Source organism: Pseudodesulfovibrio profundus (genome assembly GCF_900217235.1).
Classification (GTDB): Bacteria; Desulfobacterota; Desulfovibrionia; order Desulfovibrionales; family Desulfovibrionaceae; genus Pseudodesulfovibrio; species Pseudodesulfovibrio profundus.
On record NZ_LT907975.1, the window covers coordinates 3,101,779 to 3,127,493 of the forward strand.

Genomic DNA, 25,715 nt, shown 5'->3' on the forward strand with positions numbered 1-25,715 from the left:
GCTATTATCCTAATTGAAAAAGGGTGCTGCAATCCAAATAAGCAGGCCGACCACGGTTGCTCCCGCCTGCCACGGCAGGGCGCGGCGCATTTCCTTCTCGACCCCGGTGGGGGATGTGAAGGGGGTGGAGCCGGTGAAGTTCATACCCAGATAGGAACTGCTGGCCACAGTCCACAGCAGAATGGCTGCCAGTTCTGCGGCACCAACGGTGTTCGATGCGTATGCCATGAGTGGCAGGGCCATCAGTCCGCCCGTCAACGCTCCCTTGGCTGAAAAGGCCGGCAAAGGCAGGTATGGCAGGAGCAGGGGGAGAGCCACGACACCGGCAATGGTTCCGGCCAGCGTCGACAAAGCAAATATCGCCCCACGGCTCCAGGCGGCTGAAAGGGAAAAGAAATCAGGCCCGATACCGGACAAAACAAATCCAATGGCAATGATGGCAAGAAGCGCTCTTCCGAACTCGTGAAACTCGACCGGAATCAGCTCGGCCCGTTCTTTCAGAGTGAAGGTTACGGACCGCATGGTTTCATCAGCCACGAGATTGTTTTCGATATAAGCCGGAAGGTCATCCGCCCGAACCGGGCCGTAGTGAACGCGGAATCCACATTCTTTTTTGACCGTGTGGGCTGCTACACCTGTGGAGCCAAGCTGCGGGAGTATCATGTCGCGGTGCTGCACGACCTCTGCAAGTCGGGAGTCACGGACGCTGCGGACCACTTCCTGAGTGGAGAACAGGCCTTTGCCTGCCGCGCACCAGATGTTGATGCCGCGGGTATCGGTGACGAGCACCCATGCATCCGTACCGTCCAGTCCTCTGCGAACCACATCAAAGGTCAACTTGTAGTTGCCGGTGACGATGACCGGGGATTGGCTGGTCGGTGTTCCGACGCAGTACAGTCCCGGTGTCACCTTGTAATCGTAGCGTGACTGGCCGAATCGAACGGAAAGAGTTCCCATATGATCGCGAAAGGAAAGCTGTGTTGCGACGCGGGGAACGGCTCCAATTGGTGTGGAGAGAAATTCTTCGACAAACGGCTCGATGCGGTAGCCCGGCTTTTCATGGATCCCGGCACGGGGATCAGGCTTGGGGCCTCAACAGGGAGCGTCGTCGATTTCTTCGCATGGTTGTGGCTCCAATGGAGCCATTGGGAAAGGCGGTTGTAATCCGGGCTGCATGTCAGGCTGACAACATTCGTCAGCCATTCCTTTATCCAGTTTCATCGAGGATCTCCACAAGGCCGGTCGCGGCAAAGGCGTTCATGGTTGTATTAAAAGCTGCAAGTGTCTCTCTATTGATACAATAACAGGTCCTCGGTCCTTCCACTTCTCCTTGAACCAGTCCGGCTTCTTTCAATATTTTCAGATGCTGACTGACTGTGGATTGGGCCAGGGACAGGACGGTCACTATCTTGCCGCAGATGCAGCGATCTTCTTCCATCAGATGCCGCAAAATCTGAATGCGGGCCGGATGCCCCAGCGCTTTGCAGATAGCGGCAATTTGTTTGTCCTCAAGCATGGTAATCCTTGGGTTCCTGTTAAATCGTTAATCGACGATAGGCGATGATGCAGGCGGTGTCAATGCCCTGAGTATGACAACGAAAAGACTACTGTCTGGCTATGCGCCGTTGGCGACGCAAGTTGCGGATGGAGTCGAATGTGTAGACGGCAAGCCCACCCCATATGAAGCAAAAGGTAATGAACTGGCTGGTGCCGAACGGCTCTCCGAAGACGAAAACGCCCAGAAGAAAGGCGATGCTCGGGCCCAGATATTGTAAGATCCCCAGCGTGGTGAGCTGGAGCCGTCGGGCGCCGTAGGCAAATCCGATGAGCGGCATGGCCGTGGCGGCACCGGCGCCGATGAGCAGCAGGTTGATGTGCGTTTCGGCTCCGGGAAAGGCGCCGACACCCTGACTGTTGAGGTAGCCCAGATACAGCAGGGCCACAGGAGTGAGGACGGATGTTTCCAGAAACAGGCCGGGCAGCGATTCAACGGCAGCTATTTTTCTCAATACCCCGTAGCAGGCGAAGCTGACGGCCAGTGTCAGGGATATCCAGGGCAGTGCCCCGTAATTGATGACGGAATTGATCACTCCGAGCGCGGCCAGTCCGATGGCGATACCTTGCATTCGATTCAGGCGTTCCTTGAAAAAGAGGAACCCGAACAGCACGTTGACCAATGGATTTATGTAATAGCCAAGGCTGGTTGCCAGAACATGATTGGCATTGACCGCCCAGATGTAGATCAGCCAGTTGATCCCGATGCAGATGGAGCTGAGCGCGAGTATGCCGAGGTTTCGAGGAGAGCGCAGGGGGGCCAGTGTTTCACGCCAACGTGCCTTGAATGTCAGGATGATCCCGATAAATACCAACGACCAGACAATGCGGTGACACAGGATTTCCATGGAGTCCACGGACTGGACTGCCTTCCAGTACAGTGGGAGTAGCCCCCACATGAGAAAGGCGCTGAGCGCGGCCAGGAAACCGGCTGTTTTTTCGGCGTCGGGGCGATTGTCCATGTCATTCCTCGGTGCATCGGTTGGTGGAAGATGCGGACAGTACGCCCGAAGTGTTTGGTGGTAAAGCCCTTTTTATGCGGTCATCGTCCCATTGCAGCGGCCATGGTTCCCAGTTGGCGAATGCCCTCGTCCAGCCGCTGCGACCAAGGGGTGCCGCAACTGAGGCGGATGTAATTGCTGAACTTGTCCTGGGTGGAAAAGATGGCTCCCGGGGCAATGCCGATGGAGCGTGAACGGGCCTGAAAAAACAACTCCACCGTGTCCACATCACCCGGCAACTCAAGCCACAGGACCATGCCGCCGGTGGGATGGGTGACCCGTGTGCCTTTGGGGAAATGACGCTCCAGATGGAATTGCATGGTGTCCATCTGCTTCTCCAGTTGTAATCGCAACCGCTTGAGGTGTCGGGCCATGCGCCCCTGCCGCAGGTATTCGCCGATGGCCATTTGTGCGGGAGCGGATGTGGAGACATTGGTGGTTGCCTTCATCTCAAGCACCTTGTCGCGGAACCGTCCCGGCAGCAGCCAGCCCACGCGGTAGCCCGGGGCCAGTGTTTTGGAAAAAGAGGAGCAGAGCATCACCAGCCCCTTGCGATCGAACTGCTTGAAGGTACCCGGACGCTTCGGGGTGAAGTGCAGGTCCGTGGACACATCATCTTCTATGAGCGGTATGTCACGACGAGCGAGGAGCGATACAATCTCTTCCTTTGCATCGTCGGGCGTGAGGCTGGAGTCCGGGTTGTTGAAATTAGGCGCCAGAATGCAGGCAGAAATGTCAAAGGTCTTGAGAGCATGGGCCAGATCATCCGGCGAAACACCGCCTTCGGGATTGGACGGGATTTCAATGGCGCGCAGGCCCAGTGTTTCGAGTAGCTGCAGGAAACAGTAATAGGTCGGCCCTTGGATCAGGACCGTATTTCCCCGGCGGCACACGGAGCGGAGGGCGAGATTGAGTGATTCCATGCATCCGGCGGTGATGATGGGATCGTCCGGCTGGACCGGGATACCGTGCTCCATGGAGTGGAAGGCGATCTGCCGGATCAGTTCCGGGTCGCCCGGAATGGGGGCGTACCCCAATGCCCGTTCCGGGTGCTCGCGGATCATGGACGCGGTGATCTTGCCCAGTTCCTTGAGCGGCAGCAGTTCCGCGCCCGGTGCAATGACGCACAATTCCACGGCATCGTCCCGCCCAACGGATTCGAGGACCGTCTGGATCAGGCCGCTACGCGTGACCGGCCGTGGTGCATCCATGGGGGCGGCAGCGCTTTCTGTTTTGGGTAGGCGTATGGAGCGGCGCTGAACATAGAAACCCGAGCGGGGGCGCGCTTCCACCACGCCCTTGCGCTCCAGCTCGACGTAGGCCTGATTCACAGTGGAGATGGACATACCGAGGTTGGTGCTCATGGTCCGCAGCGACGGTAGCTTATCGCCAAGGCCGAGGGCTCCTTTGTCTATCATGGACAGGATGTGTCGTTCCACTGCCTGATATCGGAACTGATCGTTTGCAACCGCTTGTTCTGTCATGGTCTCTCCAAACTGTTACGTACAAATTCAAATTGTTTTGTATCTGTACTGGTGGCAGTTTTTCGGCTTTACTGCAAGGGACTGATGAGAGAAAAACAACGGATGAAGGAGAGAGACGTTTTGCATTCGGAAACTATTTCAGAGACTCCCGGGCAGACACCGGTGGTCTCGGCCCTGAAACAGGTGGCACCCATCGTCATGGGGTACCTGCCTGTGGGAGCAGCCTTTGGCGTACTGGCGCACAAGACCGGCCTGAGCATGACCGCGACAGTGCTCATGTCGTTGATGGTCTATGCGGGGTCGGCGCAGTTGATCGCAGTAGCCATGTTTGCTGCCGGCCTGCCGCCCCTGTCCATTGTTGCCACAACTTTTGTGGTCAATCTTCGGCACCTGTTAATGAGCGCGTCCCTGGCTCCCAATCTGAAAGGGTGGCGCAAGTGGCAGTTGCTTCTGTTCAGCTACGAGATTACTGATGAATCCTTTGCAATTCACTCTGTCCGTTTTGCCAAGGGAGATAGGTCCCGTACCGTTTCCATATGTATCAACTGTTTTGCCCACGCCTCGTGGGTGATCGCTTCCTGGCTTGGATTCATGACCGGATCAGCCATACCGGACATCAAGCCGCTGGGTATTGATTACGCGCTTCCGGCCATGTTCATCGCGTTGCTTGCCATGCAGATCAAGAATGGACTGCATGTGTTTGTGGCTGGTTTCTCGGGTCTGGCCGCCATTGCCCTCATTCAGATGGGAGCGGATCAGTGGAGCGTCATTCTTGCCACCGTTCTTGGCGCAACCTTTGGAGCAGGAGTGGAGACATGGAAGAACAAATAGTATTGTTGACCATCGTCGGCATGACGCTGGTGACGTATATCCCCCGGTTTGTGCCTGTGCTGGCCCTTGCCTCCCGCACGTTGCCCGAGCCGCTGATCCGCTGGCTTTCGTATGTTCCGACAGCGGTTTTGTCCGCCATGCTGGTGCCGTCACTGCTCCTCAAGGACACGTCTTTTGATTTTTCCGTGGAAAACTATTTCCTGTGGGCCGCCATTCCTGCCTTTATCCTTGCCTGGCGCACCAAGTCGTTTTTCGGCACCGTCGCCCTTGGCATGGGATTGGTTGCCGCCGGTCGTTACTTCCTGGGATAATGGGAGATTGATATGAAAACAATCGGATTGCTGGGTGGCATGAGTTGGGAATCTTCGGCACATTACTATCGGGTAATGAACGAGGCTGTTCAGCAGCATCTGGGTGGATTGCACTCAGCCAAAATTCTCATGAATAGTGTGGATTTTGCTCCCTTTCGGAAACAGATGCTGGCAGGCGATTGGGAAGGCATCGGTGAACGTCTGGCCCGAGCGGCACAGGTTCTGGAACAGGGCGGAGCCGACTTGCTGGTGATTGGCACCAACACCATGCACATGGTCGCTCCGACCGTGGCGGCGGCTGTAGATATTCCCTTGCTTCATATTGCGGATGCAACGGCTGAAGTGGCGCGTAAGAAAGGAGCGCGTACCCTTGGACTGCTTGGTACCCGCTTCACCATGGAAGAGCGATTCTACATTGATCGCCTGACCGAACACGGCATGGAGGTGGTCGTCCCCTCAGAGCAGGACCGATCCTTCATTGATGCCGTCATTTTTGATGAGCTGTGCAAAGGGCGGTTTACCCGGGATTCGCGTAAGGAATTTCTGCGTATAATTGATGAATTAGCCTCCAATGGGGCAGATGCTGCAATACTCGGATGCACGGAAATAGGGTTGCTGGTCAATCAGGATGATACCTCCGTCACTTTGCTGGATACTTGTGTCATCCATGCACAGCAGGCTGTCGGGCGTGCTGTTTCCTCCTAAATCACCGTTTCAACTCTCTGTTTATACAAAGAATAATGGATGACTTGTTATTTTTAGTCTAATGTGATCTCCTGCTTTGCATTTTATTGTCGATTAACGTGCGGGCTTCAAGGAGATTCTGCTTTGAAACGCTTTTCAATCTGGTTGTGCATGTGGGTATTGTTGTTCTTTGGGGGGCAACAAGCCTGCGCCGTTGAACTGCGTGTGGGATTTGTCCCTGAAGAGCCGTTGGCATTCATGGAAGATGGCGTTGAAAAAGGGTTTGCCATTGATGTCATGAATGCCATCGCTCAGGAAAAGGGGTGGCACGTTTCCTATGTTCCCGGGACTGCCCAGAACGGACTCAAGCGCCTTCACAGGGGCGAAGTCGACATTTTCCTCTCCATTCCTTTCGAGTACACGCTGATGGAGTCGGTTCATTTTACCGGCAATTCCCTGATAGAGGACTGGGGAACCATTTACACACACGACCGCCACATCTCCAATCTGCACGAACTGGGGGGACTGCGCATAGGTGTGCCACAGGATAACAGGTACACCGAAGCCCTGAAAACCATGGCTAACCGCCAGAACATCAGCTACACCCTTGTTCAATTTTCCAGCTATAATGAAATACTGCAAAAAATAGAATCGGGCGATCTTGCGGCCGGTATCCTGAGCAGACTCTACGGAACCCGTTATTCCGCATCGTTCGGGGTCGTGAAGACCGAGATTCACTTTGACCCTGTCAGTTTGCGAATGGCAGTCGCGCCTCAGCGTTCTGCAAAACTCCTTGGCGAGTTGGATGCAGCACTGGGAACCCTGAAGAGCGACCCTTCTTCCGCCTACCACATCGCCCTCAAAAAATGGCTGTCGCCCGTTGAAGGACATTCGTTACTCTGGCGATCTCCTGTTTTCTGGACAGGCGTCTTCTTCTTCATCCTGACACAGATAGGCCTCGGCATCTGGGTGTTTCGCCGACTTTCCTCCTCTACATCGGAAGCCAAACAGCGAAAGGTTGAGCTGGAGGAAGAGACCGAAGTCCGCAAGCGGGCACAGATCGCTCTCTGGGAAAGTCTTGAGCGTCACCGTGCCATGTTCACGGATAACAAGTTTCCGCAATTCCTCATTGATGCGAATGATTTGACAATTGTTGAAATGAATCCGGCAGCAGAGATTTTCTATGGTTACAGCAATGAGGAACTGCTCAAGAAAGACATCCGAAGTATCAGCATAGCCGATGAAGTAACAAGGGAGCGGGTTGTCAGGGAAATTGAGCAGGGGAGCAGTCAGGTCATCTCCAGGCACCGGCTTCGCAGCGGTGAAGTGCGGGATGTGGAACTGTTCGTCAGCCGGTTGTATGTTCAGGATGTAAAAAAATACCTGGTGACAGTGGTCGATATCACTGATCGAATCCGCAGTGCCAATCGACTGGCCAACATCAACGAATGCGTCCTTGCCCTTGGTCCCGATCCGGATAAGAACATCGAAAGTCTCATGAAGCTTGCCGGAGAGGAAATGGGCGGTGATGCCGCATATTACCTCCGGGTACGGCAGGGACAGTTGTCGCTCCTGCGGTCATGGAATGTTCCGGCCAGCCTGCAAAAAAAGGTTGTCGGGCCAGGTCATATTTCCGTCGACCTGCTCGGCCGAGGGCAGCAAGGGTTGATTCGCATTACCGATCTGCCGGACACGTCATATTCCAGAACCGATCCGAGCGTTCCCGAACTGGGATTGCAAACATACATCGGGCAGTTGGTCATGGCGAACGGGCGTGTTGCCGGTATCCTGAGCGTTGTTTTCAAGAATAGCTACGCGCTGCAGGAAAGCGATGAAAAACTGTTTGGAATCCTGACCTCTGCCATTCGAGTGGAAGAGGAACGCAAGCTTTTTGGCGAGCAGATTCTTGAAGCAAAGGAAGTGGCTGAATCGGCCAACCGCGCCAAGAGTGAGTTCCTTGCCAACATGAGCCATGAGATCAGAACGCCCCTCAATGGTATCTTCGGCATGCTGCAGTTGGTCGAGGAAACCGAATTGACGGTTGAGCAGAAGGAATACATTGAAACAGCGCTTCTCTCGGGCCGTGGATTGCTGCGTATCATCAATGATGTTCTCGATTTTTCCAAGATGGAAGCCGGTATGTTGTCACTGGAGGCATCGCCCTTTGATTTCCGTAGAATGCTTGGGAACGTTCTCGACAATTTCAAGGTACAGGCCGCGGAAAAGAAATTGTCATTGAATATTGATGTTGATGACAGCGTCCCAGCGGTTATCCGAGGAGATGAGGCACGGTTGCGGCAGATTTTGTTCAATCTGGTCGGTAACGGTGTCAAATTCACTCATCAAGGTTCTGTCTCGGTAGAGTCATGGTCGCTTCCCCCGGAAGAGGGGAAGGACGCGATGCGCCTGTTTGTTACGGTGGCTGACACCGGGATAGGTATTGCCGACGATATGATCGATTCCCTTTTCAACGCGTTTTCACAGGCGGATGGGTCGTATACCCGAAATTATGGCGGGACCGGGCTCGGGTTGAGTATCGTCAAGCGGCTGGTCAATCTCATGGGTGGTGAGATTGCCGTTGAGAGTGACGAAAACGGGACGAAAATCCACTTTTTTGTTCGGGTCCACAAGAGTCCTGAAGTTCTGCTTGCTTCGGAAAATGCTGTTCCCATGTCGGTGAAAATTCCCACCATGAATATCCTGCTGGTCGAGGATGAACGGGTGAACCGCTTGTCCATGCGCAAGCATCTGGAAAAGATGGGACATACAGTTATCGAGGCCCATGATGGATTGCAGGCTCTTGAAATACTTCCGTGGCAGGATATCGATGTCGTGCTCATGGATGTGCAAATGCCGAACATGGACGGATTGACGGCCACTCGTAAAATTCGCACGGATTCGTCACTTGGAGAGAAGTCGCAAGTGCCCATCATTGCATTGACCGCGCACGCCATGAAAGGCGACCGGGACAAGTTCATGGAAGCCGGAATGGACGATTATCTTGCCAAACCGGTGGAGTTCACCGATCTGGCCGGAAGCCTCGCTCAAATATCTCCCGGCATATGGCGACGAAAATCCAATACTTGACCCCATGGCCTGACATGATATGGCTGTTTGCGCACTTTTTTGTGCGTAGTACAATTTGGAGGACCGTGTGAACGATCAGGACATGACTCTTAAGAGCTTGCTGGAAGCGACTGTGGAGCGCCATGGAGACAGGGTGGCTCTTGGTTTCGTTGGTGGCGAGCCGATTACATATACTCAGTTTTATGAGAAAGTTGGCGAGCTGTGTGCTTTGCTGGCCAGTTGCGGTGTGGGACCCAAGGACAAAGTCGCGATCATCAGTGAAAACATGCCCAACTGGGCCATCACGTATTTTGCCGTGACATCCATGGGCGCAATTGCTGTTCCCATTCTGCAGGAATTTCACTCCAGTGCAGTCCATCACATACTGCGGCACTCGGAGGCCAAGGTGGTTGTGGCGTCCAATCGCTACATCCATAAGGTCGAAGGGGACAACTTTGTTTCCCTCAAGACGGTCATCTGTATGGACGACCTCTCCATCGTCAATGACGAGGAAGAGGTGGAGCCGGAGGAAGAACCGCAGTCCACGAGCTTTACCGAAGCTGTTGAAGTGGCGAGGGAAAAGCTCGAAGTCCTCAGCTCCCAGGCCAGAAAAATGTTCGACCGCCGGACGGATGAGGAAACCTTGAAAAAGGTGTCCGAGGCCGTTGATTCAGCTCGTGAGAAGCTCGATGAACTGAGCGAAAAAGCACGTAATCTCATTGACCGCAAAACAGGCAAGGCCTTTGACCTGACGCCGGACAGCGTGGCGGCCATCCTTTACACTTCAGGCACGACAGGACACTCGAAAGGTGTCGTTCTGACCCACCGCAATCTGGTGTCAAACACTGTCGCCGGCATCAAGACCATCCCGGTTTTTGAAACCGACCGTTTCCTTTCCGTGCTGCCCATGGCCCATACTTACGAGTGTACTGTCGGACTCATCGTGCCGGTCTACTGTGGTGCATCCGTCTACTATCTGCAAAAGCCGCCGACTCCCAAGACGTTGCTCCCGGCCATGCAGAAGGTCAAGCCCACGGTGATGAACGTCGTGCCGCTGATCATTGAGAAAATTTACAAAAAACGCATCAAGCCCAAGCTCAATCGCAAGGGCGTGGTGGGTAGTCTGCTTAAAATCGGAGTCGCCCGTCGCAAGGTGTCCGAAATTGCAGGTAAAAAGCTCGTAGAGGCTTTTGGTGGAGAACTGCGCTGCATGTGTATCGGCGGCGCGGCACTGGCTGCTGAAGTGGAGAAATTCCTTTCTGATGCCAAGTTCCCCTATGCCATCGGGTATGGCATGACCGAAACATCACCGCTCCTGGCTGGAACGCGTCCCGGGCGGCAGCGCCTTCGTGGAATCGGTCCTCAATTGCCGGGAGTTGAACTGCGCATTCTCGACGCCGATCCGGCAACCGGCGAAGGTGAAATCATCGCCAAGGGCCCCAATGTGATGCGCGAGTACTACAAGGCGCCCAAGGATACCGAGAAGACCTTCACCGAAGACGGATGGTTGCTTACCGGTGATCTCGGCATCATTGACGAGGACGGATATGTTTTCATCAAGGGCCGTCTGAAAAATGTCATCATCGGTCCCAGTGGAGAGAATATCTACCCTGAAGAGGTGGAATCCATCATCAATACCCATGATTTTGTCATGGAGTCATTGGTGTACGAATCCGATGGTAAACTCGTGGCCCGTATCCACCTGAACTACGACGCGCTGGATGAAGTGTTCGACGTCAGCAAGTTGATCGAATCCGATGTGCGCGAAAAGGTCGCAGGTATTCTGGAGGATGTCCGAAAGGATGTGAATTCCAAGGTCTCTTCCTTTGCACGCCTTGCCCGCGTCAAGGAACAGAGCGAGCCGTTTGAGAAGACGCCTACCCAGAAGATCAAGCGATTTATCTATCTGGAAAAATAATACGTTACCGCAAAAAAAGGGCGCATCCATTTAGGATGCGCCCTTTTTTTTTGATAATGAGTCCGGCTATTGCGCGACATCGGCAGCGATCTGCATGCGAACAATCTTGTCAGGATTGGAAACGATGCCATTGCGGCCGCTTCCTTTCTTGATCATGTCTACATACTCCATGCCGCTGACCACCTGTCCCCAAACAGTGTACTGACCGTTGAGAAAGGGTGCTGGCGCAAAGCAGATGAAAAATTGCGAGTCTGCGCTATCCGGGGATTGGGCGCGGGCCATGCCGACAGTGCCGCGCTCAAACGGGGCGTCGGTGAATTCCGCCGGCAGATTTTGACCGGAGCCGCCACGACCTGTTCCGGTGGGATCGCCTGTCTGCGCCATGAAGCCGTCGATCACGCGATGGAAAACGATGCCGTCGTAAAATTTCAGGCGAACCAGTTCCTTGATCCGTTTCACGTGCTGCGGAGCGAGTTCAGGCTGCATCTCGATGACGACACGGCCGTCTTCGAGATCGAGGTACAGGGTGTTTTCCGGGTCGGCCGCATTGGCCGGGGCGATAATGCAGACGGCGAGCAAGGAGGCCAGAATGAGTTTTTTGATGAAATGACGCATGATGTTCTCTCTTGTTGTTGGTTGTGCGTTCAACGAGTGATACGTCCGTTGAACGCACTGATTTACGGGGAAATCTCGTCATGCGCAAGGGGGGAGAGTTGGCATGCCTCAACCGCTCAAGACTCGGCCTTGAGGGTGCGTACTGTGTAGTGACTGAAGTCAGTGGAGCCGTGATAGAGGCATTACTTTTGTACGTAATGGCAGTTCTGTTTACTGATACATCGGTTGACGTAATCCACCACTTCATCCTTTTCCAAGGGTTTGGGAAGGAAGAGGGAGGCTCCGAGTTCAAGCAGGTTGGATATATCACTCACGCCGACTACCGCTGACATGATGATGATGGGAAATGTCATGAACTGCTGGTCGCCGCGTAATGTTTTGATCAATTGTTGACCATCCATTTTCGGCATCATGATATCAGTGATGAGCAGGTCAAAGTCGCTGTTGTTCATCAAGGCCTCGTACGCGTGCTCTCCGTTGGGGCTGACAAACGGCATATGCCCCATGTCCTCAATGATTTTAGCCGCCAGCTTTTGCGATATCCTGTCATCTTCGGCTATGAGAATTTTTTTCATGACCAACTCCCTGCTAGGTCCTGTGTCGAATGGTGAATACGAATTTCAGGCCAATGTGGTTTGCTATATCCTATCCCATTTTTTTCAAATGTAAAGGGATCGCAGGTTATATGTTCAATGACCCAAGCCCGTCTGGTCCGGGGACTGACGGGCTTGAGCTGTTGGGGTTATTTCTTCTTGATATGCATGCAATCACCAAATTCACAGGTAATGATGTAGGTGGAGCCGCTGGCTTCCACCGAGAAATCATTGCCGGGGAATAACGTCACCGCTGGTTGGAATCCGTCATTGATCATGACATCTTTGGCTTCTCCATTGGACTCGAATCGAATGGTGGTTCCATCGTCGAGTTGAACCATCTGACCATGCTGTACGTCGATCGGCAGGTCGGTTTCCTTAAACGTAGACATAGTGCGCCTCCTTTGTTCCTTGGTAGGACATTGCCGCATCTTCCCCATACACCCTTATAAGGAAAAGTGACAGGATAATTCACAGGAACCGGAATAGGGGGTGGTTAACGTGCGCCAAGTGATGTAAGAGTGTTTTTCAGGAGATTTACCGGTGAGTTCGACAATACTTGTCGCCATGAGCGATGCCGCCATCCACACGCTGATCCATGACATTCTCTCCCGACGGGGATGTCGGGTTCTGTCGGCGTCTTCTCTTGAGGAGGCTGAGAACATGACCGGTACGACTGGCGCTGAAGTCGCGTTTGTCGACATGAGTCTGGACGGTGATGTGGCAGGATTCATATATCGTTGTCGGAGCCGGAATATCCCTGTCGTGGCTCTGGTCGATTCCCATCTGGAGCATCCTTCTGATTATATTGCCGACATTGGTGGCATGGCCCACATGAAAATGCCGCTGACGCGTGATCTGATCGAATCGCTGGCCCGTCAGGGTATTGAAATGCATCGCTGCTGGAAAGCCCTGTCGGACAATGGTGCTTGTCCGCACAGTGGGCTCCAAATGCAGGAAGTGCTTGAAGCCGTTGATGATGCTGTTTTTCTGCTTGATGCCGACATGTATCTTTCCGTGGCCAACGATGTGGGGCTCCGTCAGATTGGAGGGGATTCAGATAACGTTGTTGGCAGGCCGTACCTGTCCCTGCTTCCGCGCCCTTCGGCCAAGCTGTTGCGAGAGACATTGGAGCAGGTGAAGGCTTCCGGCAAGGAACGTCGCGTTGAGGAATTCGTCAACGGGCATGTCTACTCGACGACAGTTCGTCCGGTTTTTGAAGGGGCCGTATTATCGGGTATGGTTGTTGTCACGCGTGATCATTCTGCCCAGCGTCGTTCGGAGGAAGGATTGGCTGAAAGTGAAAAGCGGTACCGTTCGGTATATGACGCTGCGCGTGATGCCATCATCATGTTCGACAGGGCCGACGGCTCCATCCTTGATTGCAACGTAGCTGCCCGCAGACTCTATGGCTACTCCGAAGAAGCCATGCTGGAGATGTCCATAGCCGATCTTTCCGGCGAGCCGGAGCGATCCATGGATGTCATCCGCTCCGGTACAGGACGTGTGCCGTTGCAATACCATGTCCGCAAAGGCGGCGCACAGTTCCCGGTGGAAATGTCCATGAGTCATTTCATGAACAACGACCGTGATGTTTGCACCGCATATATTCGTGATATTTCCCAGCATAAAATGGTGCAGGAAGCCCTGCAGGAAGGCGCCCGTCTGTACCGGGCCGTGGTCGAGGACCAGACTGAACTGATCTGCCGCTATGCGCCTGATGGGCTGCTGACTTTCGTCAACGGTGCCTATGCCCGGTTCTTCGGTGTGGATGAGGATGAAATCATCGGCCATGAATTTTTCCCGGAACTGGCGGAACAGGAACGGCGTGACCTGCGTCACTGGGTTCGCCAAGCCGGTCCTGCCGAGCCGGTTTTCGACAGGGAGCAGCAGGTTCTGCGTTCTGATGGGGAACCGCGGTGGTTGTTATGGACCAATCGGGCCATACTCAACAATCGGGGCGAAGTGCAGGAGGTCCAGGCAGTGGGCCGGGATGTCACCGAACGTCGGGAAGCCGAACGGGCATTAAGCGTCGCCACCGAGGAAAAAGAACGGTACCGGCGGAATCTGGAAGCGACATTCCGAAGTATCCCTGACGCCATTATTTCCGTGGACAGCCAGTGTCGGGTGATCGCCACCAACAGCGCGGCCAGCCCTTTTCTCGTGCTTGAGCGGGCCAAGGTCCGCGGCAAGGCCATGGAAGATCTGGTCGCCGATTCCGGCAATCCCTGCCTGACCGTGGTCAAACAGGTTTTGACCAGCGGGAAACCGGTTCGCGGGTACGAGGCAAAGCTGGACCTCCCATCCCTTGGCGAGCGCATGGTGGAACTGAATTGCACGCCGCTGATCGATCCCGACAAGGAACATTCCGGTGCGGTCCTGGTTATTCGCGATGTCTCGCGTATTGTTGATTTGGAGAAACGACTGCATGAGCGTCACGGTTTCCGTGGCATTATCGGTCGAAGCTCGCGCATGCAGGACATGTACAAGCTCCTGGAGCAGCTTTCGTCCCTGGAATCCACCGTGCTTATCCTTGGCGAATCCGGCACAGGCAAGGAACTTGTAGCCGAGGCGTTGCATTACGGCGGTCCGAGGGCCAGTGCATCCATGATCAAGGTCAACTGTTCGGCCCTTTCCGAGAGTCTTCTCGAGAGCGAACTGTTCGGACATGTACGCGGCGCATTCACCGGTGCGGTCCGTGACAAGGTCGGCAGGATTCAGGCGGCGCAGGGCGGGTCGTTGTTTCTGGATGAAATCGGGGATATTTCTCCACTCATTCAGCTCAAGCTGCTTCGGTTCCTTGAGCAGAAGGAATATGAGCGCGTGGGTGAATCAAAAACCCATTCCGCGGATGTGCGTATCATAGCCGCAACCAACGTGGATCTCATGCAGGCCGTCAAGCAGGGGACGTTTCGTGAGGATTTGTATTACCGGTTGAATGTCATGCCCGTGGCACTGCCGCCCCTGCGAGAGCGTCAGGCGGATATCCCTCTCCTGGCCGATCATTTTCTGGAAGTCTTTTCCCGCCAGTTCAAGAAGACGTTCTCCAAAGTCTCGGATGAGGTGATGGATATTTTCATGAGTTATGGCTGGCCCGGTAATGTCCGCGAGTTGCGGCACATTCTTGAGCATGCCTGCATTCTGTGCCCTGGTGGGGCCATCGAGTTGCGGCATATGCGTCGCGATCTCGTGGAGCAGATGCGAATGAGCGCCTATCCGACAGCGGCTAATTTACCTTTTGCCGAGCGGGATGAGGGCATGATTGCCATGAGAGAACAGTCCATTCCGATCAATCACAATCGCAAGGTGGGACGGGAAGTCGTTCTGGAAGTTCTCAACCAGTGTGGTGGCAACAAGGCTCGTGCAGCGCGGGAGCTGGGAATCCATCGGGCAACCCTGTACCGCAAACTGAAGCGATGGGGGCTGGAAGAATAGCTCTGGAACAGGTCTCTCTGGTTCCTTCCTTTCGTCGATTTCATCCCTGTTTGAAACACATTATCCGGAAATTATAATCGGTATAACGGGTCAACATGATGCATTGCCTTTCGGGTGGTGGTATTCTTTTTTTGCGAATTATGTAGTGAAAAGGATATTATGATAGGCGGTGTCTCTTTGGAACAGAATAATTTGGTAGAAGTCCTTGAGCCACAACGATTCGATGTGGAGCTGCAAGGGACTTCCCTTCTACTTTTAGCTTTTCTCAAGCGCAATGAACGCTTCAGAAGCCAGACCGATGTCCTGACAAGGGCGTGCAATGGTTTTGGGTACCCTCTGGAGTGCTTTGTATATGATTTCGACTACCTCGATACGGCAATGGAGCGTTTCAAGATCAAGGGAACGCCGACTTTCCTGCTGTTTTCCGAAGGGCAGGAGGTCAACAGATTGATCGGTGAAACCGACAGCGAATCACTGGAGGAGTTCGTACGCTCTTCATTGGAAGAGGACGTAGCTACCAGATTATAATATCCGTAGATTGATATAAATTTCCCCTTGTCGTACCCTGTGCGCACTATCCGCAATTAACCATCGGAGATAGTGTGCCAACGCAAAGCAACGACATAAACTCTGCCATTCGAAAATCCTTCAGAAAATTTTTCACTCTGTCAGTGATTCTTTCTTCTCTGGTAGGCGGCCTTGCCTATGCTTTCTATTCCTATGAACTCAGATCGGTCGTCAGTTGGGTCCTGGAACAGGAGATGGCAGGCGTTGACCTGCGTACGGTGATGATCGAGGAGCACCTCGACAGGGTTGATACCGACCTCAGTATTTTGAAAGACGTTGCCCAGATTCGTAAGTATGCCACCACTGGCAACAAGGATCAGTTGGAGGGAGTGCAGGAACTTTTCATGGCATTCATTCGTGAAAACGAGGTGTATGATCAGATTCGACTCCTCGATGCCAAGGGGATGGAGCTGGTACGCGTCAATCGTAACAGCGGTCTTCCCGTGGCTGTTGGTGCCGATCAATTGCAGTTCAAAGGGCTTCGCTACTATTTCAAGGACACCGCTTTGCTCCGACCCGGCGAGGTGTACGTTTCGCCCATGGATCTGAACATCGAACAGGGCAAGGTGGAAATCCCGTTCAAACCGATGATCCGTTTCGGCGTCCCCCTGTATGATGAGAATTATGAATTGTCGTGCGTGTTGATCATCAACTACATGGCTGATCGCTTGTTGGGGTTGTTGCGTAAAACCGGGCAGTTGACTCAGGGGCAAACCATGCTCGTCAACAGGGATGGGTATTGGTTGCTTGCTCCGGATGTGGAGGATCAGTGGGGATTCATGTTTCCCGAACGCACCAATCGACGATTTTCCCGCCGGTTTCCTCAGTACTGGGACGCCATACAGAACAGCGAGCGCGGCCAGATCATCAAAGGAAATGTCCTCATTTCATTTACGACAATCAAACCGCTTCGTGACGAGTTTTTATGGAGCCCGGGATCATCTGCTCCTTTTGGGGAGAGTCAAGGCGTGCTTAACGCGCAGGATTATTATTGGAAGCTGATTTCCTTTGTGTCCAATACGCATAAATACGAGCAGTCGTACGAGGAGTTCCTTAATTATTTCGCCAAGGGAGCAGTTGGTGCGGCTTCGGTGGCCCTGCTTGCGCTCGGTGTGTCGTTTTTAACGATGCGCAACCGATTCTATCAGATGTGCGGACGGTGTGATCTGCAAATTTCGTTTCACGATTATGAATCGTTCTCCACTCTTTTGCAGGAAACCGTAAGAAAATGTCGGGATGAGGAAAGGCGATCTGCGCTGATTGTGGTTCGGTTCGAGGATTTCGAGAATCTCATTGGCGACTATGGATTTGAATTGGCTAACGATATCCTGTTGCAGGTGGTGGTTCGTGTCAGAAGTATCCTGCCGGAAGAGGCGGTTTTATCCCGGACAGATTCCAATGAGTTGGGTGTCCTCCTAGAGCAGATAAAGAATCGGGATGAAGGAGAGCGACTCATAGCTGCTTGCCGTCAGGTATTAACTGAACCGTTCGTATCCAAAGGGGACAGGTTCACGCCGGAGATACATGTTGGCCTTGCCATCTTCCCGGAGGATGGCGAGACTGCCGTGCAACTGAAAGCCGCCGCACGGATTGGCAAGCCGCTGGTGAGCGACTAGAATTCCCTGTTGATTTTTTCCAGCAGCGAGGAGAACTGCTCGCATTCCTCTTCCGACAGGGAAACGGTGATGTCGTGAGTCAGTTGGTGGTGAAGGGCATCATGCTCTTCAAAGACCGCCTGCCCCTTTTCCGTCAACTCCACCAGTATCGAACGCCTGTCCTTTTCATGGGGCTTGCGTTGAATCATTTCGGCTTTCACCAGCCTGTCGGCAAGGACTGTCAGGGTTCCGGTGGTGACGCCCATTTTCTCTGCCAATTCCTTCATGCGAAGTGCCTTATGCGTGCCCAGTATCTCCAGTGCGTGGACCTGCGGCAGGGTCAGCCCCTGATCGCGCACCACGCTGTGCTCCCATGAAGAGAGTTTTTCATAAAATTCCACGATACGTTGTGTCAGAAGGGTTGGGTCGGACATTCGCAGTTCTCCGCGTCGGCACTAGGCCGGGGCAAAGTCAAGGTACAGGGTATAAAAGCCAAAGAAGATCGTGAGCACGCCCACCGTTCGCATGATGGCTGGCTCGATCCACGGTTTTTGCAATTTACGCATCAAATCCGTTACCTTGTATATTGCATAAATCACTCCGGCAAGCGCAATCGCCGTACCTAAAGCGTAGCTGGCGAAAACCGATACCGCCTGCATCGGACTGGCCGACTCAAGGGCGTAGGAGTACATGATGGCGACAGTAGGGCATGGCACGATCATGTTTACGAAGCCGAGGGTGGCGAGTCCCCAAATCGTTGAGCGTTTGGCGCTGATGGGTTTGTGTGCATGGTGGTGATGGCCGTGTGAATGATCGTGCTCGTGTTGGTGCGAGTGATCGTGGTCATGCTCATGCGAATGATCGTGCTCGGAGCAGGTATGCCCGTGGTCATGTCCGTGGCCCGGACAGCCGCAACCGTGGTCATGGTCGTGATCGTGGTCGTGGCTGTGCAGCAAGTGCGGTCGCCACAGCAGGATGGCTCCCAGCAGGATGATGATGGATGCCGTGATGATGTCGGTGAAATAGCGTGTCGATTCCGGCAGACTTGCGGAAACGCTCCCAAGAAAAAGGCCGATGGCGAGACAGCCGACAGTGGTGCCGATGATGAATGCGGTTGTCAGGCTGAAGACCCGTTTGCCGCTTTTGTCTCCGGCAACGAATGGGGCCAGCACGACCCAGGAATGTCCGCAGGGGTTGACGCCGTGAATGAGTCCGAGGAAGAGGCTGGATTGCATGGCAACCCAAAAGAGTGAGTCCATATCGCTTTGTGCTCCTTATATCTTGAAAGTCAAAAGACTTTATGGGTGGATTGTTTGATAGTCAAGGTAAAATGTTTATCTGATATAAGACCTGCGTTTTCAGGTTGTTAATCGGAGAAAGTGCTCGTTGAGGTATACCTTTACCGGCCATGTGCGTCGGCAACAGCAAAAGAGTCGGCCATGCGAAGCAGTGGAGAAAACCATTGCTGCAAGCGTGTAGCTATCGGTTCGATTATGGAAGAGGATGTGGTGCGGGCCGGGGCATTTGCAGGGACCCTTGGGCCCGCACCAAGACACGTGGGCGGACTGGGGTTAACATCGTCCACCACGAGGTTGGAAGAGGGGTATTGGACTATGGTTGCATCATACGACAGAGGGCAGGTGATGCAAGTTTTTGGTGGTGAATATAACGCCGGTGGGCTCCTGTTGATCAGAGGTAATGAAATCAGTTGGGTCTGATTATAATTTCCTCCTGAAGTGTGGGGGAATAGTCGTTGACTCTGGGGCAGATGAATGTGACTGCAGCAGATTTTTGCAACTGGCGCATTTTGCTGCACTCTGCTACGGTGCCTTTATTGGTCTCGTAAATAAACCGTTTGTGTGTGGAGAGAACACATGCCCACAGCCAGGCTGCCTGAAAATATCCCCTTGGAATCCGTGCTGAATTCGGTGGCGGAAGGGATTTTCACTGTGGACCTGGACTGGAACATTACTTTTTTCAATCAGGCCGCTGCAGACATAACGGGCATTGCCGCGTCCGAGGCGGTTGGGCAGAAATGCTGGGAGGTCTTTGCCTCCAATGTCTGCGACGGTGGATGCCCCATGCGTCCCTGCCTTGAAGATGACCACCCCATGGTCTCCAAGTCCGGTTTTCTCCTTCGTATGGACGGCGAGAAGATTCCCATTGGTATTTCCTCAGCGCCCCTGAAAGATAACGACGGCAATGTCGTTGGCGGTGTTGAATCCTTTCGCGACCTGACATCCATCCACGAACTGATGCAGAAGGTGGAGGAGCGGTATTCCGTGGAGGACATCCGCACCAATAACGCGCATATGATCAGAACGCTCCAGATTCTTCCGCCCATTGCCCAGTCCACTTCCACTGTCCTGCTTCTTGGTGAATCCGGTACCGGTAAGGAACTGTTCGCCCGGGCCATTCACAATCTTTCCCTGCGAAAAAACGAACCGTTTGTGGCCGTGAACTGCGGCGCACTCCCCGGTAATCTGCTGGAGTCCGAATTGTTCGGGTACAAGGCCGGAGCATTTACCGACGCCCGCAAGGATAAACCGGGGCGTCTGGAATTGGCCCAGGGTGGTACGCTTTTCCTTGATGAAGTGGGTGATATGCCCATGCCCTTGCAGGTCAAGCTGCTTCGTGTCTTGCAGGAGCGGGTCTATGAGCCGCTGGGCAGCGTGAAGTCCATGAGTGCGGATGTTAGATTTGTTGCGGCAACCAACCGTGACCTTGAGGAGATGGTGCGCAACGGCGAGTTTCGTCAGGATTTGTTCTTCCGACTCAATGTTGTCCGTATGGATATCCCGCCGTTGCGGCAGCGCACAGAGGATATCCCTCTGCTCATCAATCACTTCATTCGTCAGCAGAATTCCCTGAAGGGCAAATCGATTCAGACGGTCTCTGAAGCGGTCCATCAAATCCTGCTGGGGCACGATTACCCCGGTAACGTGCGCGAGTTGGAGAACGTCATTGAGTATGCCTTCATCTTATGCTCCGGTGAAATGATCGAGATTGATCATCTGCCCGAATACCTGAAGCCCACACCTGAAGATGGCGGTACCTGTGCTCCCTGTCTGGGCAATAGCAAGGCGGTTATGGAAGATCATAAATACCAGGCGGTATTGGCTGCTCTGGAGCAGCATAACGGTAATAAAAGTGCCGCTGCCCGTGCCTTGGGAATATCCCGTGACACGGTTCGGCGCATACTGAAGCGGCAAGCAGCAAAATAAGGCATGTCGACAGAAAAGCGCGGCAAAATACGTCAGTTTGTAGCTGGCAAATGTTAGCTGAAAGAGTTTAAGTATTTGAAATAGTGTAGTTTTTATTGTTGGTACGGACTGTGCACAATGAGGTCATGTCGCTGGTCCGGGAAGGGAACATGGCCTCACAAACGACTCGGGTTCTATGGAAATCTGTATCGCTGGCTATCAAAACCGGGTGGCGACCCTGCTGGAAACAGCAACGGAATTGAGGGTGTACACGCTCGAAGAAAGCAACGTGGTTCGAAGCGGCATGACGGCTATGCCGCTTGCCGGCCCCGCGGCTCTTCCGGGCTACCTCAAGGCCATGGGTGTCGAAATCGTCATCTGCGGCGGCCTGGCAAAGGCTGCGAAAGACGGCTTTGAAGCCATGGGCATACAGATCATCCCCTGGGTCAAGGGTCCCATCGAAGAGGTGCTGAACGCCTTCAACGAGGACCGAATTGGAACGATGATCATGCCCGGGCGCAGAACCTGACCACCGCCATCTCGACGATACCCGACCCCATGTTGACGAACAGTTCGCCAATTCGGCGAACGCGCAACCCAAGGGGGTGTTATGGGTATATCCAACTGGGATTGGGAGGTCGGCCAGAAAACGGTCGTCGAATCTCTCTCCCCAAAACAAGGGCATGGCTGGCAGGAAGAGCCGTACGTATCCTACGACGGTGAAACACTGGCAGCAGTCGTTCAAGTGGACGAAGGCGAATTTTCCGTCCGTATCAATGACGGCATCTGGGAAAACACATTCGAGAAAATCTGGGGGCTCCGCTTTTCGCCCGACAACCGGCTCACTGCACTGTGTCAGCAGGACATGGAGTGGGCGCTTGCCGTTGATGGCGAACTGCTCGGCGAGACCACGGATTACGTCTGGAACGCCAAGTTTAGTCAGGACGGGTCTGTCATTGCCTGCATGTACAAGGGAATGGAACGTTACGGTGTGGCCGTCAATGGCGAGCCATGGCCGGAGCTGTTTGAAAACGTCAACCAGTACACTCTGACCAAAGACGGTGCGCACACCGCCGGAGTCGCCCAGGTCGAATCGCTGGGACAGGCGGACATCGAAGGGTTCAAGAAGGGCATCTTTACCGTGGTCGTGGACGGCAAGCGCTGGCCCGGAAAGTACCTCAATGTCTGGACGCCGACGTTCAGCAAGGATGGTCGCAAGGTCGCTGCGCAGGTCCGTACTTCCGTACACAACTACACCATCGCCGTGGACGACGTGCCATGGACCGATACGTTCAATCAGGTATGGGAACCCGTGTTCCATCCTTCCGGCCAGTATGTCGTGGCCCCTGTTCGCGTGGCGGGTAAGTGGGGCGTGGCAAAGGACGGCGGCCTGACCTGGCGCAATCGCTACATCCAATGTCTGAACCTGCAGTTCTCAGAAGATGGTGAAAATCTCTGGGCCATCGTCGCCACCAGCTACGGCCAGTTCACTGCCTGTCGCAATGATGCGGCATGGGGCGAAACCTTCCCAGTCGTCACCGATCTGGTGGTCGCCCCGAGTGGTGATCGTGCAGCCATTCTCGCCAACGAAGACAATGCAAACTTCCAGATCGTCGTGGATGGTACCGCTTGGTCCAATACCTACGATATGGCCTGGCCCGCCGTCTTTTCACCCGACAGCCGCAACGTGGCGGCTTTGGTGGAAAAGGGCGGTCGTTACATTATTCTGGTCAACGGCAAGCCTTTTGAGCGCGACTTTGATCGTGCCTGGCCGCCGATCTTCAGTGAAGACGGCACCAAAGTGCTCATCCGTGCCCTCGAAAACAACAGCTACGTCCGCATTGTCGCGGATGTGGCCCAATTCTAGGCGGAGGGATACGCTATGATCGAACTGTATAACTTCGTCAGCGGACCTCTGGCCTGGGTTGCCTGGGGCGTATTCATCGTCGGGTCCATCTATCGGCTGGTGACCATGTACAATCTGGCCAAGGCCAAGGATGGCTCTTCCATTGCCTACATGAGCCTGCCGTTCGGCCTGCGTTCCATCTTCCGATGGGCGATCCCGTTTGGCACCTTGGGCTGGAAGTCTGATCCGCTCATGACCGTGGCCACTTTCCTGTTCCATATCGGCTTCGTGCTCGTCGCCGTTTTCCTGGGTGGGCACGTGGTGCTCTGGGATACCGCTTTCGGCATCTCGCTCCCGAGTCTGCCCACGGTTGTCGGCGACATCATCAGCTTCGTGGTCATCGGTGCCTGCGCGGTATTCGCATACCGGCGCGTGGCGCTGCCTCATGTCAAAGGTGTAACGAAAAGCAAGGACTGGTTCGCTCTTATCCTCGTGGTCATGCCGTTTCTGACCGGCGTGCTGGCGTATCATCAGGTTGGCCCGGTGCTGCTCATGACGACGCTGCACATCCTGGCGGGCGAAGTCCTGCTCGCGCTGATCCCGTTCACGAGACTGAGCCATGCGCTCTTCGTTCCGTTTACCAGGGCGTACATGGGCTCCGAATTCGGTGCCGTGCGTAACGCCCATGACTGGTAGGCCGCAACCACCACAAGCAATACGAGGTACGAACAATGAGTCACATAGCTGACAGATTAATCTCCGACCCCGGGCTCGAGAGCGGTGTGGCCGCCCTGACTACCGAAAGGATTCAGGAAGTGGTCACCCGGATGCTCGAAGGGGAAACCGGAGCCAAACTCAAGGCATATCATGAGACCTGCATGCGGTGCGGACTGTGCTCGCAGGCCTGCCACTACTACAAGTCCCATGATGACGATCCCAGTTACTCCCCGGTCAACAAGGCCACAGAGACCATGTACGAACTCATGGACAAGAAGGGTAAGGTTGCGCCGCAACGCATTTATGAGATGGCGCAGATAGCCTTTACCGAGTGTAACCTGTGCAAGCGGTGCGCCCACTACTGTCCGGTTGGCATCGATATCGGCTACATCATGTCCATGGTACGCCGTATCTGTTACCTGCTGGATGTCGTCCCGCAGTACATTCGCGACACCTCTCACTCCCATGCGTCGACCATGAACCAGATGTGGGTCAAGGATGACGAATGGATCGACTCCCTGCAGTGGCAGGAAGACGAGGCCCGCGACGAGTTCCCCAATCTGCGCATCCCCCTCGATAAGGAAGGGGCCGAGGTCTACTACTCGGTCATCGCGCCGGAACCCAAGTTCCGAACCCAGCTCATCTATCAGGCTGCCGCCATCATGCATGCGGCGGGCGTGGATTACACCATGCCGTCCGAGCCGGGCTGGGATAACTCGGACATGTGCATGTTCGTGGGAGACTTCGAAAATATGGGTCGCCTCAAGCGTGCACACTATGAATCCGCTCAGAAACTGCGGGTCAAGCGCATCGTCATGGGCGAGTGCGGACACGCATTCCGGTCCGTGTACGACATGGGTAACCGCTGGCTCGGTTACAAGAAGATGCCGGTGCCGGTCATTCACTCCGTGGAATTCTACCACGAGCTGCTGACCTCGGGCAAAATTAAGATACCGAAGAAGTTTGACCGTCCTGTCACCATTCAGGACCCGTGCAACATCATTCGCGGCCGAGGGCTCATGGATAAGCTCCGCGAGGTCGTCCACATGCTCTGCGAAGAGGTCGTGGAAATGACCCCCAACCGCGAACACAACTACTGCTGCTGTGCCGGCGGCGGTGTGATCAACTGTGGTCCGCCGTTCAAGAACACCCGCATGGAGGGCAACAGGGTCAAAGCCGACCAGCTCAGGGCGACCGGCGTCAAGGATGTGGTCATCCCGTGTCACAACTGTCACGGCGGCCTGGAAGACATCATCGGCTATTACGATCTCGGGATGCACGGCAAGTTCATCGGGGACATCATCTACGAACTGATGGAAAAGCCGGAAGTGTAGGAGGGGATCATGAACAAGCAACACATCAAACTCGTTGTCTTTGGAGCAGCCATCCTGGCGCTGACGACTCTGTACATGGTGCCAATGGCTTTCTCTCAGGAGGACATGACGCACATTCCGGTGGACGCCTTCGGCAAACTGGAGCGGCCACAAGCCGCTTTCCAGCACGACTTGCACAATGAGAAGGCAGAGCTGGACGACTGTGTGGTTTGCCACCACTCCATGACGGACGACGGCAAACGCGACATGGAAATGTCCAGCGAAGGCGAGTCCTGCGAATCCTGTCATGCGGTGGAACCCACCGATGGCAAGACCCCGCTCATGCGCGCCTACCACCGCCAGTGTATCGACTGTCACAAACAATCGCTCAAAGGGCCTGTGGCCTGCGGCGAGTGTCACAAAAAGTAACTGAAAGGGAGCACGTATGAATACCATCAAGCTCGCACGAAACGGGATGCTCATCTCGGAACAGGGGAATGAAGTGGCTCGTCCGCTCTCGGCCCTTGCGGGCAAGATTTCCCTGGAGACCGGATACACCCTGCGCTCGTATTACGAAATGATGCGCCGGTACGACGTCTTTCAGGAAATCAGCGTATTCATACCGCCCTTTATTGAAGAGTGTGCCGGATGTCCCCAGTCGGGCTGTGTCACGGAGGGAATGACGCACCTGGCAGTGGTCAAGCGGGTGGAGATGGTCGGTTTTCCGGGCGAACCCCGGTTTAACTTTCTCTGCTCCTTGACCGGGTGGCACCACGAGATGGAACAGGAACTCAGAGTGTTTCATTTCGACAAGTTGCTCGACATGCCCGTCAAGTTGGGAATGCTCAAGCACTCGGTCTTCGGGGATTCGGTGAACATCATGGAATTCGAGACGGATTACAATCTGTTTGAATTCATTGAAGGGATTGCATGGGAACTCGGTTTCCAGCGATTCCCGGAACATTGCAGCATAAAAGGATAG

At 54.3% G+C, this 25,715-nt stretch carries 24 protein-coding genes; 15 read left to right on the top strand and 9 right to left on the bottom strand.

All coding sequences use genetic code 11. The features are described 5' to 3' along the window. Positions 1-9 precede the first annotated feature (9 nt). The 4 genes from hgcA to DPRO_RS14635 form a co-directional block, all read right to left on the bottom strand. On the bottom strand, positions 10-1,221 hold the full coding sequence (hgcA, locus tag DPRO_RS14615; protein ID WP_264175420.1) for a mercury methylation corrinoid protein HgcA: 1,212 nt from the start codon (positions 1,219-1,221) through the stop codon (positions 10-12). Further along, complete coding sequence (locus DPRO_RS14625; RefSeq protein WP_097012724.1) at positions 1,208-1,516, bottom strand: ArsR/SmtB family transcription factor; 309 nt, start codon at positions 1,514-1,516, stop codon at positions 1,208-1,210. Before DPRO_RS14625 ends, hgcA begins: the two co-directional genes overlap by 14 nt. 88 nt (positions 1,517-1,604) lie before the next feature. Then, positions 1,605-2,516 carry an EamA family transporter RarD gene (rarD, locus tag DPRO_RS14630; protein WP_097012725.1) on the bottom strand — a complete coding sequence of 304 codons (912 nt, stop codon included), beginning with the start codon at positions 2,514-2,516 and terminating at the stop codon, positions 1,605-1,607. An 80-nt stretch (positions 2,517-2,596) separates the two neighbouring features. Beyond that, complete coding sequence (locus DPRO_RS14635) at positions 2,597-4,039, bottom strand: aminotransferase-like domain-containing protein (RefSeq protein ID WP_097012726.1); 1,443 nt, start codon at positions 4,037-4,039, stop codon at positions 2,597-2,599. A 120-nt stretch (positions 4,040-4,159) separates the two neighbouring features. Between DPRO_RS14635 and DPRO_RS14640 the strand changes: the two genes are divergently transcribed. From DPRO_RS14640 to DPRO_RS14660, 5 genes are all read left to right on the top strand, one after another. Then, complete coding sequence (locus tag DPRO_RS14640; protein ID WP_232005609.1) at positions 4,160-4,870, top strand: AzlC family ABC transporter permease; 711 nt, start codon at positions 4,160-4,162, stop codon at positions 4,868-4,870. Then, entirely contained in the window at positions 4,855-5,181 is a 327-nt protein-coding gene (locus DPRO_RS14645; RefSeq protein WP_097012728.1) for an AzlD domain-containing protein, read from the top strand. Before DPRO_RS14640 ends, DPRO_RS14645 begins: the two co-directional genes overlap by 16 nt. Before the next feature lie 12 nt (positions 5,182-5,193). Next, on the top strand, positions 5,194-5,886 hold the full coding sequence (locus DPRO_RS14650) for an aspartate/glutamate racemase family protein (protein ID WP_097012729.1): 693 nt from the start codon (positions 5,194-5,196) through the stop codon (positions 5,884-5,886). A 123-nt stretch (positions 5,887-6,009) separates the two neighbouring features. After that, a complete protein-coding gene (locus tag DPRO_RS14655) occupies positions 6,010-8,952 on the top strand; it encodes a response regulator (protein ID WP_232005610.1) in 2,943 nt (980 codons plus the stop codon). 67 nt (positions 8,953-9,019) lie between these two features. Beyond that, complete coding sequence (locus DPRO_RS14660) at positions 9,020-10,849, top strand: AMP-binding protein (RefSeq protein ID WP_232005611.1); 1,830 nt, start codon at positions 9,020-9,022, stop codon at positions 10,847-10,849. A 66-nt stretch (positions 10,850-10,915) separates the two neighbouring features. Here the strand turns inward: DPRO_RS14660 and DPRO_RS14665 are convergent, their stop codons facing one another. The 3 genes from DPRO_RS14665 to DPRO_RS14675 all read right to left on the bottom strand — a co-directional run bounded on the left by DPRO_RS14665 (position 10,916) and on the right by DPRO_RS14675 (position 12,449). Beyond that, positions 10,916-11,464 (bottom strand): peptidylprolyl isomerase, encoded by a 549-nt coding sequence (locus DPRO_RS14665; protein ID WP_097012731.1) that lies wholly within the window; start codon positions 11,462-11,464, stop codon positions 10,916-10,918. Positions 11,465-11,646: 182 nt separating this feature from the next. Then, positions 11,647-12,039, bottom strand: a complete 393-nt coding sequence (locus DPRO_RS14670; protein WP_097012732.1) for a response regulator — start codon at positions 12,037-12,039, stop codon at positions 11,647-11,649. 167 nt (positions 12,040-12,206) lie between these two features. Next, positions 12,207-12,449, bottom strand: coding sequence for a hypothetical protein (locus tag DPRO_RS14675; protein ID WP_097012733.1), 243 nt, complete (start codon positions 12,447-12,449; stop codon positions 12,207-12,209). Positions 12,450-12,600: 151 nt separating this feature from the next. On the opposite strand from DPRO_RS14675, the gene DPRO_RS14680 reads away from it, so the two are divergent. The 3 genes from DPRO_RS14680 (at position 12,601) to DPRO_RS14690 (ending at position 17,675) form a co-directional block, all read left to right on the top strand. Continuing rightward, positions 12,601-15,492 (top strand): sigma 54-interacting transcriptional regulator, encoded by a 2,892-nt coding sequence (locus DPRO_RS14680; protein ID WP_232005612.1) that lies wholly within the window; start codon positions 12,601-12,603, stop codon positions 15,490-15,492. A gap of 177 nt (positions 15,493-15,669) precedes the next feature. Then, complete coding sequence (locus DPRO_RS14685) at positions 15,670-16,020, top strand: thioredoxin family protein (RefSeq protein WP_232005613.1); 351 nt, start codon at positions 15,670-15,672, stop codon at positions 16,018-16,020. A gap of 143 nt (positions 16,021-16,163) precedes the next feature. After that, the gene (locus DPRO_RS14690) at positions 16,164-17,675 is read left to right on the top strand and encodes a diguanylate cyclase domain-containing protein (protein WP_157917497.1); all 1,512 of its coding nucleotides are present in this window, start codon (positions 16,164-16,166) and stop codon (positions 17,673-17,675) included. Here DPRO_RS14690 and DPRO_RS14695 read toward each other — a convergent pair. Further along, complete coding sequence (locus DPRO_RS14695; protein ID WP_097012736.1) at positions 17,672-18,088, bottom strand: MarR family winged helix-turn-helix transcriptional regulator; 417 nt, start codon at positions 18,086-18,088, stop codon at positions 17,672-17,674. The genes DPRO_RS14690 and DPRO_RS14695 overlap by 4 nt on opposite strands. Before the next feature lie 21 nt (positions 18,089-18,109). Continuing rightward, on the bottom strand, positions 18,110-18,913 hold the full coding sequence (locus tag DPRO_RS14700) for a sulfite exporter TauE/SafE family protein (protein ID WP_097012737.1): 804 nt from the start codon (positions 18,911-18,913) through the stop codon (positions 18,110-18,112). 615 nt (positions 18,914-19,528) lie between these two features. On the opposite strand from DPRO_RS14700, the gene DPRO_RS14710 reads away from it, so the two are divergent. The 7 genes from DPRO_RS14710 to DPRO_RS14740 all read left to right on the top strand — a co-directional run bounded on the left by DPRO_RS14710 (position 19,529) and on the right by DPRO_RS14740 (position 25,715). After that, the gene (locus DPRO_RS14710; RefSeq protein ID WP_097012739.1) at positions 19,529-20,878 is read left to right on the top strand and encodes a sigma-54 interaction domain-containing protein; all 1,350 of its coding nucleotides are present in this window, start codon (positions 19,529-19,531) and stop codon (positions 20,876-20,878) included. A 175-nt stretch (positions 20,879-21,053) separates the two neighbouring features. Next, positions 21,054-21,386 (top strand): NifB/NifX family molybdenum-iron cluster-binding protein, encoded by a 333-nt coding sequence (locus tag DPRO_RS14715; protein ID WP_097012740.1) that lies wholly within the window; start codon positions 21,054-21,056, stop codon positions 21,384-21,386. 81 nt (positions 21,387-21,467) lie between these two features. Beyond that, the gene (tmcD, locus tag DPRO_RS14720) at positions 21,468-22,724 is read left to right on the top strand and encodes an electron transfer complex subunit TmcD (RefSeq protein ID WP_097012741.1); all 1,257 of its coding nucleotides are present in this window, start codon (positions 21,468-21,470) and stop codon (positions 22,722-22,724) included. 15 nt (positions 22,725-22,739) lie between these two features. After that, on the top strand, positions 22,740-23,399 hold the full coding sequence (gene tmcC, locus DPRO_RS14725; protein WP_097012742.1) for a TmcC family electron transfer complex membrane anchor subunit: 660 nt from the start codon (positions 22,740-22,742) through the stop codon (positions 23,397-23,399). 35 nt (positions 23,400-23,434) lie between these two features. Continuing rightward, positions 23,435-24,754 carry an electron transfer complex ferredoxin TmcB gene (gene tmcB, locus DPRO_RS14730; RefSeq protein ID WP_097012743.1) on the top strand — a complete coding sequence of 440 codons (1,320 nt, stop codon included), beginning with the start codon at positions 23,435-23,437 and terminating at the stop codon, positions 24,752-24,754. A 9-nt stretch (positions 24,755-24,763) separates the two neighbouring features. Further along, positions 24,764-25,162, top strand: coding sequence for an acidic tetraheme cytochrome c3 TmcA (gene tmcA / locus DPRO_RS14735; RefSeq protein WP_097012744.1), 399 nt, complete (start codon positions 24,764-24,766; stop codon positions 25,160-25,162). 16 nt (positions 25,163-25,178) lie between these two features. Beyond that, complete coding sequence (locus tag DPRO_RS14740) at positions 25,179-25,715, top strand: hypothetical protein (protein WP_097012745.1); 537 nt, start codon at positions 25,179-25,181, stop codon at positions 25,713-25,715.